Consider the following 14,110-nt stretch of genomic DNA (forward strand, 5'->3'; position numbering starts at 1 on the left):
GTGAGCCGACACGATCCACGGCTCCCCCGCACGGGGAGCACTACCGGCGGAAGAGTTCATGAGCGACCGCGGCGTTCCGGACGCTGCCGGCGGCATGGGCGAGGAACTGGCGGCGGCTCTGCACGCTGCAGTGCAGTGGGCCGTCCCCGGTCTCGACGCCGTGGCGGCGGCCGTGTACCTGTTGACCCCCTCCGGCGAACTGCGCGCAGCCATGATCGGCGGCAGTCCGCCGTCAGTCTTCACACTTCCCGGCCGGATGTCCCCGGACGCCATCTATGCCTCCGCCCGGGCGCTGGCCCGGCACGGAGTGGCGGTCCTGGCCGAGCCGGACCCGCTCGCCGAACCGGGGCACGGAGCGAAGCCCTACCCCTACATCGTGGCCTCGGTCCCCCTCGAAGGGGCGGGACGCCGCTTCGGCTCCCTGACCGTGCTGCGCACCGAGGACCGGGGCGCCTACGAGGACACGGACTGCCTGCGGCTCTCACGGATCGGCGAGCGACTCGTCCTGCTCCTGTCCGACCTGCTCGCCCGTGGTGCCACGATCGCCCCCGGAAGCCTTCCGGTGCTGGTCCCGCTCTTCGGCACCGAGCCCCGGGCCGAGCCCGGCACCAGGGCACGGTGGGGCGTCCCGGGCATGTTCGGCTCCGCGGGCCTGACCCTCCTGTACGCCGCGCACCGCCTGGCCGACATGCTCAACCGGGCGACCACCATGGACGATGTCACCGCGGCGGCGGACTTCTGCCTGATGGCACCGCTGCACGCGAACGCGTTGGCCTTGGTCTCCGCCGTCGAAGGACGTCTTTGGGTCCGGGGCCACAGCGGGGACTCCTCGCACCTGGTGCGCGCAATGCACGGCAGCGGAATCCACTCGGGCACGCCCGCGGCCCGGGCGCTGCAGGGACGGGCGCTGTTCCTCCCGGATACGTCCGATGCCCATCCGCACGACGGCGGCCAAGCGCGGGCCGCCGCATACCTGCCGCTCGTCGGCAGCCGGCACGTCGTGGACCTGCCCATGTCCGACGCCGCCCCCGTCGTCGGGGTCTGCTGCTTGGCGTTCGACGGCCCGAGAACGTTCCCGCCCGAGGAGAGGGCCGTATTGACCATGATGGCCGGGCTGCTGGGCTCGGCGGTCAAACGCATCGAACTCGGCGCCAGGCACGAGGCACTCGCCAAGAGCATGCAGAAACTCCTCCTCCCCGCCACGCTCCCCGAGGTGCGCGGCCTGACCGTCACAGCCCGTTACCGAACCGCTGACGGCGCGGGCGAAGTGGGTGGCGACTGGTACGACGTGATCACGATGCCGGACGGCCGCGCGGCGCTCGTCATCGGTGACGTCGAGGGGCACAGGATGGAGAGCGCCGCCGTCATGGGCCAGTTGCGCGCCGCGGTTTCCGCGTACGCCACCGAGGGCCACGGGCCGACCGCACTGCTGGAACGCACGGACCGGCTGCTGTCCCGGCTCGGGACCGAACTCCTCGCCACCTGCTGCGTGGTGGTCCTGGACACGGTGACAGGGGAGACCAAGGTGGCACTCGCCGGACACCCGGCGCCGCTCGCCCGGCTGCCCGACGGCAGCCTCCTTCACATGAGGGCCCCGGCCAATGTGCCGCTCGGTGTCCACGGGCGGAATCCCTACCGTTCGGCGGAGTACGTGCTCCCGCCCGGCACGGCGCTCGTGCTCGCCTCGGACGGACTGCTCGACCCGGAACACGACGACGTCCTCGCACGCCTCGACACCACCGGCCGGCAGCCGGGCACCGCCTTGGAGGAACTCGCCGACCGGCTGCTGGACAGCGCACCCCGACTCCGCGACGACGCGGCGCTGCTGCTGGCCGGCTACGAGGGAGAGGGCGACCGCACGACGCATCGCGCCGCGCACCTGCACGTCCAGCGCCGCGACCTGCACGGGGTGGCGGCGGCTCGCGGCTTCGTGCACCAGCGGCTGTGCGACTGGGGACTGGTGGGACTGTCGGACGACCTCGTGCTCATCACGTCGGAACTCGTGACGAACGCGCTCATCCACGCCGGCAGCGACGTCGACCTGCGACTGCGGTCCTTCGGTGACCACATCCGTCTTGAGGTGCTCGACTCCGACAGCGATCCACCGGTTCCCACCGCCTACTCACTCACCGACGAGGGCCGCGCGAAGGCCGAGCACGGCCGCGGTCTGTATCTGGTCGACGCACTGTGCCGTACGTGGAACACCTCCACGTGCGGCCTCGGAAAAACCGTGTGGCTGGAGATGGACATCCCGGGTGCGGAGCAGCGGCGCGGCGGCTGAGCCGGCGTCGCCCGAAGGTTCCTCGGCCCGCGCCGCGGACCGGCTTGCGGGCTTCGTTCCGCGTTTCGGCGTTCAGCTCTTCACAGCCCTCCATCGTGTCGCGATTGCTTTATGTAATCCATCTCTCATGCTCAGGAACACGCGATAACTGCTACAGTCATGTTGCAGATCATCGCCGGCGGCGTTCACGACGCCCTGCGGCGCCCGCCCGTCACCCCGTGGCCGCGTACACCCCCCGAAAGGTCCCTCCCCCATGCCCGAACCACAGCACGCGAAGGCACCCCGCTCGCCCGGTGTCGCCGCGGCCATGAGCGCCCTGATCCTCGCCGTCCTCCTGGCGGCACTGGACCAGACGATCGTCTCGACCGCGCTGCCCCGGATAGCCGAGGACCTCGGCGGCTTCGACGACATCGCCTGGGTCAGCGCGGCCTACCTGCTGGCCTCGACGGCGGTCACCCCGCTGTGGGGCAAACTCGGCGACATGTTCGGTCGCAAGCGCCTCTACCTGGCCTCGACCGTCGTCTTCCTCGTCGCATCCGTCGCCTGCGGCCTCGCGCGGAATCTGCCCGAGCTCATCGGCGCCCGCGTTCTGCAGGGCGTCGGCGGCGGCGGCATGATCGTCCTGACCTTCGCCCTCGTCGGTGACATCGTCGCTCCCGGCGAACGCGGCCGCTACCAGGGCATGTTCGGCTCCGTGTACGGCGTCGCCAGCATCATCGGCCCCCTCCTCGGCGGCATCTTCACCGACCAGCTCTCCTGGCGCTGGGCGTTCCTGATCAACCTCCCCGTCGGCGCGCTGGCCGTCGTCATTGCCGCCCGGTCCCTTCCCACCGGGCGACGGAACGCGGCGACCGCCCGCATCGACCATCTCGGCGCCCTGACGCTCGCCGCCGTGGCCACGGGCCTGGTGCTGATCACGTCCTTCGGCGGGCGCTGGGGCTGGGGCTCTCCCGGCATCATCGGCCTGATGATCGGCACGCTCGCGCTGGCCGCGCTGCTGGTCCCGGTCGAGCGCCGCGCCACCGCCCCCGTGCTCCCGCTGCCGATGCTCACCTCGCGCACGGTGGTTCTCTCCTCGCTGACCGGTTTCGTGGCGAACGCCGCCATGTTCAGCGTGCTGGTGTACCTGCCCACCTACCTGCAGATCGTCGACGGGGTCTCGGCCACCCTCTCCGGAATCCACATGCTGCCGCTCGTCGTCGGCCTGGTCATCAGCCAGTCCCTCGCCGGACGCTGGTCCGCCCACGTGGGGCGGCTGCGTCCCATCCTCGTCGCGGGCATGCTCCTCAACATCGCGGGTCTGCTCCTGCTGTCCACCATCGGCGCGGGCACCGGCACCGCCGTCCTCAGCCTCTACTTCCTCGTCACCGGCGTCGGCATCGGCATGGTCCCCATGGTCGTCCTGACCACCGTGCAGAACAGCGTCCCGGCCGCCGACCTCGGCGCCGCCAGTGCGGTCGTCACCTTCGCCCGCTCCATCGGTGCCGCCTTCGGCGTCGCCGTCTTCGGCGCCCTGCTGACCGGCAACTTCACGGGCCGGCTGGAGGGCACCGCCGCCGACGGCGCCCTGGACCCGTCCCGCCCCGACACCATCGCCCAACTGCCGTCCGCCGTACGCGACATCGCTCTCGACGCCTTCGCCCGCGCCACCGGGACCGGTTTCCTGTGGATCACGCCGCTGGTCGCCGTGGGAGCCGTGTTCACCCTCTTCCTCAAGCCGGCTTCAGGGCGAAGCGAGACCGCGCCGAAGGCGACGCAGCGCAAGGGCGAGGAGCGGATGACAGCCGCCTGATCGCGAGCCGTCCCAGCGGGAGTCCGCGAACTCCCCGACGGCGGCCATCTCTTGACCGACCTGAGGCGCGCGTCACATGCGTCCGTGTCACAGTCCGGCGGCCTCATCCGTCCATGAGGTGCAACCGCCAGCAACGACACAGGAGTGCACCATGGAAGCCAGGCTGAACATCATGGCAAGCCCGGTCGCGGCCAAGGCCATCAAGCACATCATCGCCGCGGGTCAGGCGCTCGCCGAGTCGACCCTGCCGGCCGCGACGCGCGAACTGGTCAACATCCGCGCCAGTCAGATCAACGGCTGCGCCGGATGCATCGACATGCACACCAAGGACGCCGCGGCCGCGGGCGAGACCGCGGTACGCCTCAACATGGTCGCGGTCTGGCGCGAGGCCACGGTCTTCACCGACGCCGAGCGCGCCGCGCTGGAACTGACGGAGCAGGGCACCCGCATCGCGGACGCCGCCGGCGGCGTCCCCGACGAGGTGTGGGCGAACGCCGCCAAGCACTACGACGAGGACCAGCTCGCCGCCCTGGTGACGCAGATCGCCGTCATCAACGCCTTCAACCGCGGAAACGTCATCACCCAGCAGCCCGCGGGCGACTACCAGGTCGGCCAGTACCACTGACGGCACCACCACCCGGCGCGCACCCCGGGTCCGGTCCCGCGGAGGGCCGTACCCGGGGTGCGCGAATGGACAACGCGTCCTGGCATCGCCACACTTCGGGGGCGAACGCGCGCGTCGGGGGGGATGAAGCCGTGAAGCAGCTGTGGGACAGGACGGTCCCACCGGTACGCATCCGCTACCGGTTGACGCCTTTCCAGCGTGTGCTGCCCGTGCTGCCCGTCACCGTGGCCGCCGGTCTCCTGGGGCTCTGGTCCTGGTCGCACGGAGTGCCGGTCGGCCAGTCCTTCGGGCCACCCGTCGTGCTCCCGATCGCGATGCTGGTCTTCTCACGTCCCTACGGGATCACGCTCACGCCCTCCGCGGCCGTCGTGCACAACCTCTCCCGCCGGACCATCCCGTGGGCCGACGTGCAGGCCATCGGGACCGAGTGGGTCTTCGGCGCCCGCTCCGTCGTGATCCATGAGGCAGGGGGCCGGAGTACCCGCCTGCGGGCGCCGCTCACCGGGTTCCTCATCCGGGACCGGGCCTTCGAGGAGAAGTTCCACACCATCGGCAGATGGTGGCTGGACCACCGCGGACCGGACTGGGCTCCCGCCCCGCCACGAGCGGCATGGAGCGGTGACGCGCCGGCCCCCGGCGACAACCCCTTCGCCCCTCCCCGCAACCGCTGACAGGCGACACGCCGGACGCCCCGGGGGCCGCGGCTGACGGCGGCCCCGGAGGACGCCCGTCCTCCGCCCGTCCGCGGCGCCCTTCCGCACGCGGCTACCACCTCACGTGAGCAGCCGGTACACGGGGCGGAGCGGCGCGCCGACAAGTCTCCCCGATCGGCCGGTTCTCCACGTACGATCACCCGATGGCCGACAAGACCGAAACCACGCCCGGCTGGCTGTCTCCCGAGGATCTGGAGCTGACCCGCGCACGTATGCCGATCCTGTACGTCGACGCCGTGCCCGTGCGGGTCGACGACAGCGGAGAAGTCACACATGTCGGTCTCCTGCTCCGTATCGGGCCGGACGGGACCGTCAGCCGTGCCCTCGTCTCCGGCAGGGTCCTCCACCACGAGCGCGTCCGCGAGGCGCTCGTCCGCCACCTGGAGAAGGACCTCGGCCCGATGGCGCTGCCGCGCATCCCGGCGTCCCCCCAGCCGTTCACCATCGCGGAGTACTTCCCGACGCACGGGGTGACGCACTTTCACGACCCCCGCCAGCACGCGGTGTCCCTGGCCTACGTCGTCCCGGTGGTGGGCGACTGCCACCCGCGCCAGGACGCTCTCGACCTGGTCTGGTTCACCCCCCAGGAGGCGTCGTCCCCGCACCTGCAGCAGGAAATGCCGGGCGGCCAGGGAATCCTGCTCAAGCAGGCCCTCGCGCACGTCGGCTGCCTGTCCTGACACCCCGGGGGCGGCGGCTCCGTCGCCCCCTCTTCGTGGCTCCCGCCGACGAACGCACATCCGATGTTCCATGTAACGACCATTTACATCAAGGGCGGTGTTGCCGGGGCGGACCACCGTGTGCCCGATCCTGCACCCTGGCGCACTCGCGCCTCGCACCATCGGGACTTACATGTCTGATCTGCCTGAGTCGTCCGGCACCACGCACGACGCCTGCCGTCACGCCGGCATCGGCCGCCGCGGGTTCCTCGGTCTCGCCGGAGGCACGCTCGCCTCGGCCGGACTCGCCTCCCTGCTGGGTGCCGCGCCCGCGAACGCCGCACCGGCCGTCCAGCCGGACGCGCCCCTGCGCTTCGCGCTCGTGACCGACACTCACGTGAACACCGACTCGCCGCAGACCACCGTGTGGCTGACCCAGGTATGGGCCTCGATCGCCGCCCGCACCCCGGACCTCGTCCTGCACTGCGGGGACATCACCGACACCGGCCGTCCCGACGAGTTCGAGCGCTACGCCGAGGTGCTGCCCGCGGCCCTCCACGGCAAGATGCACTACTCCCCCGGCAACCACGACGTGCGGTGGGACCCGTCCGCCAAGGAGCAGTACCACAGCCACTTCGGCCCGTCGCCGTACTCGTTCGACGCGGGCGGTGTGCACTTCATCGGCTTCGACCCCACCCAGGTCCTCCAGGAGCCCGGGCACTTCGGCCCCGGCGGCCTGGAGTGGCTGGAGGCCGACCTGAAGCGCCTGCGCCCCGGCACGCCCGCGGTGCTCTTCCAGCACTTCCCGATGGGCAACACCTTCTACTACGTCGACGACCAGCCGGCCGTCCTCGACCTGCTCGCCGACCACGACGTCCGCGGCATCTTCGCCGGCCACATCCACAAGGAGGTCGTGAGCCGGTTCAACGGGCTCACCCAGATCGGCCTCAACGCGGTCCGCAACGGAGCCCTGTACTACTGGGTGGAGCGCACCGCGGCCGCCGACGGCACGCCCGTGCTGCGGGTGAGCCGGGTCAACGTGGCCGCCGACGGGACCGAGACCGAGGTGCCCGTCGCGGACATGCCGCTGGCCGGCGACGGCCTCGGCCGCCCGCAGCGCCCGCGCGGCGTCCGCCTGGGCAGCGTCGCCGGCGGCCTGCTGCCGGTCTCCGTGCGCCTGGACGGGGACGCCGCCCCGGCCCAGGTCGCCGTCGACCTCTACCCGCAGACCGTCTTCGGCGGCGCCGCCACCCCCGTCTGGAAGCCCCTCACCCCCGAACCCGGCTCGGACCGGCGCTGGGAGGGCACCGTGGACGTCTCCTCGGTGGTCCCCGGCACCCAGCGGCTGCGCCTCCAGGTCACCGCGGCGGACGGCACCTGGTGGGAGGACACCGCCCTGTTCGAGGTGGAGCGCGGCGCCGCCGACCCGAAGGCCCGCTGGGAGTACCAGCTGCCCGGCTCGGTCCAGGGCGGCATCGCGGCGTTCGGCTCCGGTGACGAGCAGACCGCCGTCGTCGCGTCCAGCAGCGGCGACGTGGTGGCCCTGCGTCCTCGTCACCGTTCCTCCGCGACCCGTCTGTGGCACACGCAGGTCGGACCGGTCTACCGCCGGCCGGCGGTGGACGCCGCCTCGCGCACGGTCTTCGTCCCGTCGGCCGACCACCGGCTCTACGCCCTCGACACCGCCGACGGCGGCCAGAAGTGGGCCTTCGACGCGGGGGCGCCCGTGCTGAGTGCTCCGCTGGTCACCGAGGTCGGCGGCCAGGAGCGGCTGTTCGTCTCGGCCGGCCGCACGCTCTTCGCACTGGACGCCGCGAGCGGGGACACCCTCTGGTCGGTGCCCGACCGCGGATTCTCCTCCGGCCGCGCCGCGAGCGACGGCACCCGCGTCTACACGGCGGCCGACGACGGCTGGGCCCGCGCCCACGACGCGGTGACCGGTGCGGCCCTGTGGTCGTTCTCCATGGCCACCGGCACCGAGAACCACATCGCGCTCTACAGCGGCTGGGACAACGTCGTCGCGGTCGCGGACGGCGTCGTGATCGTCGGCTCGGTCTCCAGCTCCTGGGCGCTGGACGCCGCCACCGGCGCGCTGCGCTGGAAGCTGGCGGGCAGCGCCATGTACGCGCCGACACTCGTCCTCGGCGACGGCACCGCCCTGTTCACGACGGAAACCGGGGTCATGTCCCGCGTCGAGCTGGCGACCGGCAAGGTGCGCTGGAAGACGGACCTGGCGGTGCGCGTCTTCAACGCCGGTGCGGTGGTCGCCGACGGCGTGGCCTGGGCCCAGTCCGCGGACGGCAAGCTGCTCGGCGTCGCGCTGGAGGACGGCTCCCGGCGGGGCCGGCTGCAGCACAGCCTGGTCTACTGCTTCAGCACCCCGGCGACCGTCGGTGACGTCCTGGTGGTCGGCAACCAGAACGGCCTGGTCACGGGCATCGAACTGCCGTAGTTCCGGAGGATGTCCGGGCCCGTTCCCTCGCGGGGGGCGGGCCCGGCATGTCAGGCGCGGCGGCGGGACCCGATCGTCGGTTGTGACGTCACGTCACCAGCTTGCGGCGCTTCGCGCACAGGCCCGACTCGGCGGCCCTGAGGCCGCCGTAGTCGCGCCTGGCAGTTGAACCACGGGTCGTTGTTCACTGTACGCGCCATTCATCACAGGGGAACCATGTCCACGACTCCGCTGCGAAAATCTTTGGCCCAGGCTGCCGCGGGCGCTGCACGGCTGCACCGCCGCGTGCCCGTTGCCTCCTGTCACGCCGAAGCTCCAGGCACCATTGGGCGGCGAGACCAAGGCCCGCAGCGGTGAAAGCCGACGGGAGCAACAGCACCGCGCTCGCCACATCACGCTCCGCGACATCCCTTTCGCGTCCGCTCTGCCCGGTGTTCGGGAAGGCGTTCGGGTCCCACCCCTCAATCGCCTTACCGCGTCGCAGCGATCATCATGACGCGGCATCGTCCAGCAGGTGCGGACCGTTGTTGCGGACGTTGTTGACGGCGGTGGACACCGGGCGGGTGACCAAGTGGCCCTCGGCGGGGGCGGTGAGCAGGGCACGGAGTTCGTCGGGGTCCTGGTGCTCCGGGTCGAGCCAGGCGTCGTAGTCGGCGGCGCCGATGGTGAGCGGCATCCGCGGGTGGACACGGCCGGCGGCGTCGGTGGCCTCGGTGGTGATGATCGTGCAGGTCGTCCACCACGCGCCGGGCTCGTCGTCACCGGCGACCTCGCGGTCGCGCCAGAACTCGTACAGCCCGGCGAAGGCCATGCCCTGCCCGTGGCCGCCCTCCGGGCTGATGAAGTACGGCTGCTTGTGGGCCTTGGTGGTGTCGGTCGCCGGGACGGCCTGCCACTCGTAGAAGCCGTCGGCGGGCAGCAGGCAGCGGCGCTTGGCGAAGGCCCGGCGGTAGGCGGGCTTCTCGTGCACCGTCTCCATCCGCGCGTTGATCATCTTGGACCCGACGCTGAGGCTCTTCGCCCACGACGGCACCAGCCCCCACCGCAGTGGCCGCAACTGCCGCTCCAGCGCCCCGGTCCCCCGGTCCACGCCCTCCAGGACGGCCCACACGTCATCGGTCGGCGCCACGTTCCAGTTCGGCGCCACCAGGGCTTCCGGATTCCACTCGGTGACCCGGAACTGCTGGACCAGGTCTTCGGGACGTCGTGTCGAGACATATCGGCCGCACATGCCCCCACCCTGCCACGCCGCTCGGACAGCGGACCACGCAGGCACGACGCCTTCCCCTGGGTGGGCGCGGGCCGGCTGCCTCCGGCAAGCCGGTCAGACGTCGGCACGCTAGTACCCGGTCGTGTTCAACCACCGCAGCGCCCGGACCAGTTCGGCGCCGACGTCGTCACAGTGCGTGATCAGGTCCCGGCCGGCGGATGTGTCGAGCAGGCCTTCACCGGGCGGCAGGGCCGGCAGAGCCTCGTGGCAGGCGAACTCGACGGCGAGGTTGCGGGAGGCGAGGTAGCCGAGGCCGTGGCGTCGAACAGGTTCGGTCAGTCCCGCAAAATACCGGCGGTGGGCGTCCTCCGCCGGGTCGGACCAGAAGGAGTCCTCGACGAGCCGGTCAAGGTGGCCGGCAAGTCCTCGCGGGCAGTCGACCATCGCCTCGATCTTGTCCGGGTCATGCGTTTCGAGCACCTCGCCGAAGGTCAGCAGGCCCACGACGGTCTCCAGTTGGACGAGCTCGCGCACCTCCGGGTCCACCTCGGACGTGAAGAGCGGTGCACGGCGCAGCTCGGTCGTCGCCTGGTCGTACCGGCGGGCCGACTGCTCGTCAGGGGCTGACGCCGCGGCCAGGAACATCGATTCCAGGACGGAGACGTCGATGCCCCACTCCGCGTCGAGCGTGAAGTCCAGCAGCGGCGCGCGCAGCCGCCACAGTGCCAGCGCGGCGGCTTGGCGTTGCCGGTCGGGAGTGAGAGCAGCCGATGTCACTGCGTCCGGCAGGTCCTTGCGGTCCATCGGCTCCCTGACCTCTGCCTTGGTGCCGGGCAGCCCACTGTCGCGGCGAGGGGCCCCATGATCGCATGGGCGGGCCACGCGACCGACGGCTCGGCGCACTGAGAAGATCCCGGCATGGAGTTCGACGACCCGGCCGACGTGAGCCGCGAGTGCTCGGATCGGCTCGGTGAGAGGGCCGGACGTCAGTTCGCCGCCATGGCCCGCCGCGGATTCCGGCTGATCCGGCCCACGGACACCGCCGAGCCCACCGGCCGGTGCCGGCTCGGCGGGCCCGCGCTGCTCGACCCCGGGACCCCCTGGCCCGAGCACGACGGCATGCCGCTGTCCCTGCACGCCGTGCTGGACACGGATGCCCTCGCCCCGTGGCTGGGGGACGAACTGCCCGTACGGCCGGGCCTGCTGAACTTCTTCCACCTCGATCCGGACGTGCCGTACGACGTCCTCCGCACGCTGGACGTCTCCGGACCCGGCGCTGCCCGCGTGCTCCCCGCCGACCCCGCACGGGCTGTCGGGACGGTCACGCCCGAACCGGCGAGACGCTACCCCGCCGTACCTCTGCACGCCGCGGAGGTGACCATGCTCCCCGACTGCTGGGACGTCGAGGACGAGGACATCGAGTTCGACAGGGACCGGCACTGGGGTGCGCCATCGTTCGTCCTCAGCGAGATGGGCGATCTCGACGGGAACACCGCCGGCGCCCACTTCGCCTTCGGATGGCCGGACACCTCGTACACCATGAAGGTGACGTCTCGGGACGCCGACGGCCCGGCGGTCCACCTGCTCCAGCTTGCGGAGGAGGCGGACCTCGGATGGGGCTGGGGCGACGCGGGCACCTTGTACTACACGATCCCGGTGGGAGCGTTGAGGGCCGGGGACTTCGGCAAGGCCGTGGCGCGGGTCCAGAGCTGCTGACGGCCTCAGGCCGGGCCACGCGGCCGGGGGTCGAACGCGACCCGGCACACCGCACCGAGTGAGGCGTCGAACCGCATGACGCCTCACTCATGCCCGCGTCATTTCTGGAACTTGTAGCCGACCCCTCGGACGGTGAGGAGATGGCACGGCCTTCCCGGGTCCGACTCGATCTTGATGCGCAAGCGCCTCATGTGGACATCGACGGTCTTGCCGTCACCGAAGTGGTCCGCACCCCACACGTAGTCCAGGATCTGCTGCTTGGTGAGCACCCGGCCCGGGTTCTGGAGCAGAAAGCGCAGGAGGCCGAACTCCTTCAGCGGGAGGTAGACCTCTTTTCCGTTCACCGTGGTGAGGTGCTGTTCGACGTCCATCCGGACGGGCCCCACCTCAAGAACGTTCAAGGGGACGTGGTCCAACTTGCCCCGGCCACGCAGCACGGCGCGGATCCGGGCGATGAGTTCACGGCTGGAGAACGGCTTGGTCACGTAGTCGTCCGCCCCCATTTCCAGTGCCACGACCTTGTCGATCTCGCTGTCCTTGGCGGTCACCATGATCACGGGCACATTGGAGGTCTGACGGAGCCTGCGGCACACCTCAAGTCCAGGGAATTCAGGAAGAATCCAGTCCAGCAGGACCATATCGGCACCGTCGCTGCCGAACTGACTCAGCGCGCCCGGCCCGGTGTCCGCGACCGCGACTTCGAATCCCTCCATCCGCAGGACGAGGGACAGGGCGGTGCTGATCGCCTCGTCGTCCTCCACGACAAGAATCCGGGTCACGAGAACCTCCGGGGCGGGCGCGGGTCGGCATGTGGGCCGGAAACGGATCGTCTCGCCGCCGATGGCGCCACGTCGCCCGGCATCCCTCCCCCGGCACCCCAGTGGCCCGCGACATTCCCGGCCGCTCGGCGCCGGGGCCACTCGACAGGACCGCTCCGGACGGGAAGCACTCCTCCGATCACCGCCACACCACCGGCGCGGTCCGCGCCCCGATCTCCCACCCCGGCTGCCCCCTCGCCACCCTCGCACCGTCGACCCCGGCCACACGACGCAATCCGGCCCCCACGTGCTCCCAACTCAACGCCCCCAGTCCATCAAAGTGCAGCAATAATTCATTCATCATTAAGCTCAGGTTCACTCGATAGAGGTTACCGAAGACCCACGGCGAGCTTCCGGTTCGCGGGGCATCTCGGGGGCGCCGATGCACACATGGACACGGTCGCGCGAGCATTGACAGGTATGCGTCAGTAAGGTTTCCTTTCAATCCGGTGGCCACCCCTGTCCCACCCGTTCGGACGTTCTTCAACGATCGGAAGAGGTGCCCCATGACGCGTACTCGCTTTCGCCTGGGCCTCGCCGCCCTCGGCGTCGCCGCGGCCACGCTGACCGCGACGGTCGGCGTCGGCGCGACCGCATCGAACGCCGCCGGAGCCGCGCAGGCCGTGGCGGCCGCGGGACCGACCGCGGCCCAACTGCTCGCCAAGGCGCAGAACTGCACTCCCGCCTCGAACGGCAAATACGCGACGGACGACGGCGGAGCCGCGACCGTGCAGATCTGCAAGAACGGGTCCGCGTACACCTGGACGTCGGACATGGACATCGACTGCGACGGCGTCGGCACGACGCACTGCAACGCCGCGACCGACCCCTGGTACCAGCCGCAGACGTCCTTCGAGACCTCCACCGGCCAGCCCTTCACCTCGGAGACCACGCACTACTACGTCGTGCCCCTGCCGAGCAGCCGCTTCAACTACCAGTCCGCGGGCATCTCGCCGGGCAGCGTCGCCGCGGTGGTCTACAACGGCAGGGTCGTCTACGCCACGTTCGCCGACGAGGGCCCGGACAACATCATCGGCGAGGGCTCCTACGCGCTGGCCACGGCGCTCGGCATCGATCCCAACCCCGCCACGGGCGGAACCGAGGGCCCGGTGACGTTCATCGTCTTCCCCGGCAAGGTCGCGAGCCCGATCGAGAGCAACACCGCCATCGACAACGTGGGAGCCTCCGCGGCCACCACCTGGGTCGGCGGCACCACCCCGCCCCCCGGCGGCACCGGCCCGATCCGCTCCGGGTACGCCGGCAAGTGCGTGGACATCGCCGGCGCGGCCACCACCAACGGCACCGCGGTCCAGCTCTACGACTGCAACGGCACGGACGCGCAGAAGTGGACCGTCGGCAGTGACGGCACCTTGCGGGCGCTCGGCAAGTGCATGGACGTCGTCGCCGCCGGCACCGCCAACGGCACGAAGGTGGACCTGTACGACTGCAACGGCACCGGGTCGCAGGTCTGGCAGAAGTCCGGCAGCACGCTGGTCAACCCGCAGTCCGGCAAGTGCCTGGACGCCACCGGGCCGAGCTCGGCCAACGGCACCCGCCTGCAGATCTGGAGCTGCGCCGACTCGACCAACCAGCAATGGACGCTGCCCTCCTGACGGAACGGCAGATCTCTCGCACCGCCCGGCGGGCGGCACAGCGGGGCCTCCCGTGCGGCTCGGGGTCGTCGGGACCGGCGAGCACCGGGAGGCCCCGCGTCCGCACGGAACCGTGGTCCGCGTCACACCGCCGTCGCCGTCCCGCCCGGAAAGCCCGGAAAGACGGCCCGGACGGGTAAACTTCCGGCGAGCAGCGCCGTCGCCCGGGCGTCGGCGCCCGGCGCCGGCACG

At 71.2% G+C, this 14,110-nt stretch carries 11 protein-coding genes; 8 read left to right on the forward strand and 3 right to left on the reverse strand.

Annotated features, from left to right (window positions below):
* Positions 1-58: 58 nt before the first annotated feature.
* The 6 genes from ACIP64_RS04595 to ACIP64_RS04620 all read left to right on the forward strand — a co-directional run bounded on the left by ACIP64_RS04595 (position 59) and on the right by ACIP64_RS04620 (position 8,522).
* A complete protein-coding gene (locus ACIP64_RS04595) occupies positions 59-2,281 on the forward strand; it encodes a SpoIIE family protein phosphatase (protein ID WP_401581760.1) in 2,223 nt (740 codons plus the stop codon).
* Between the two features lie 253 nt (positions 2,282-2,534).
* Positions 2,535-4,073: an MDR family MFS transporter gene (locus ACIP64_RS04600; protein ID WP_401581763.1), complete on the forward strand. Its 1,539-nt coding sequence runs from the start codon at positions 2,535-2,537 to the stop codon at positions 4,071-4,073.
* Positions 4,074-4,224: 151 nt separating this feature from the next.
* Positions 4,225-4,698 carry a carboxymuconolactone decarboxylase family protein gene (locus ACIP64_RS04605; protein ID WP_360907705.1) on the forward strand — a complete coding sequence of 158 codons (474 nt, stop codon included), beginning with the start codon at positions 4,225-4,227 and terminating at the stop codon, positions 4,696-4,698.
* Positions 4,699-4,829: 131 nt separating this feature from the next.
* A complete protein-coding gene (locus ACIP64_RS04610) occupies positions 4,830-5,369 on the forward strand; it encodes a hypothetical protein (RefSeq protein ID WP_401581765.1) in 540 nt (179 codons plus the stop codon).
* A gap of 185 nt (positions 5,370-5,554) precedes the next feature.
* Positions 5,555-6,091, forward strand: coding sequence for an NUDIX hydrolase family protein (locus ACIP64_RS04615; protein WP_401581768.1), 537 nt, complete (start codon positions 5,555-5,557; stop codon positions 6,089-6,091).
* Positions 6,092-6,263: 172 nt separating this feature from the next.
* Positions 6,264-8,522 carry a PQQ-binding-like beta-propeller repeat protein gene (locus tag ACIP64_RS04620; RefSeq protein ID WP_401581770.1) on the forward strand — a complete coding sequence of 753 codons (2,259 nt, stop codon included), beginning with the start codon at positions 6,264-6,266 and terminating at the stop codon, positions 8,520-8,522.
* A 490-nt stretch (positions 8,523-9,012) separates the two neighbouring features.
* On the opposite strand, the gene ACIP64_RS04625 is transcribed toward ACIP64_RS04620, so the two are convergent.
* Together ACIP64_RS04625 and ACIP64_RS04630 are read right to left on the reverse strand one after the other, a co-directional pair.
* The gene (locus tag ACIP64_RS04625) at positions 9,013-9,753 is read right to left on the reverse strand and encodes an SOS response-associated peptidase (protein ID WP_401581773.1); all 741 of its coding nucleotides are present in this window, start codon (positions 9,751-9,753) and stop codon (positions 9,013-9,015) included.
* Between the two features lie 108 nt (positions 9,754-9,861).
* Positions 9,862-10,536 (reverse strand): hypothetical protein, encoded by a 675-nt coding sequence (locus ACIP64_RS04630; protein WP_401581775.1) that lies wholly within the window; start codon positions 10,534-10,536, stop codon positions 9,862-9,864.
* A gap of 114 nt (positions 10,537-10,650) precedes the next feature.
* On the opposite strand from ACIP64_RS04630, the gene ACIP64_RS04635 reads away from it, so the two are divergent.
* Positions 10,651-11,448, forward strand: a complete 798-nt coding sequence (locus ACIP64_RS04635) for a DUF1963 domain-containing protein (RefSeq protein ID WP_401581777.1) — start codon at positions 10,651-10,653, stop codon at positions 11,446-11,448.
* A gap of 98 nt (positions 11,449-11,546) precedes the next feature.
* Here the strand turns inward: ACIP64_RS04635 and ACIP64_RS04640 are convergent, their stop codons facing one another.
* Positions 11,547-12,227 (reverse strand): response regulator, encoded by a 681-nt coding sequence (locus tag ACIP64_RS04640; protein ID WP_401581780.1) that lies wholly within the window; start codon positions 12,225-12,227, stop codon positions 11,547-11,549.
* Positions 12,228-12,772: 545 nt separating this feature from the next.
* On the opposite strand from ACIP64_RS04640, the gene ACIP64_RS04645 reads away from it, so the two are divergent.
* Complete coding sequence (locus ACIP64_RS04645; protein ID WP_401581783.1) at positions 12,773-13,879, forward strand: ricin-type beta-trefoil lectin domain protein; 1,107 nt, start codon at positions 12,773-12,775, stop codon at positions 13,877-13,879.
* The last annotated feature ends 231 nt before the right edge of the window (positions 13,880-14,110 follow it).

Origin of the sequence: Streptomyces sp. NPDC088733, assembly GCF_044751185.1 — a bacterium.
Taxonomy (GTDB): Bacteria; Actinomycetota; Actinomycetes; order Streptomycetales; family Streptomycetaceae; genus Actinacidiphila.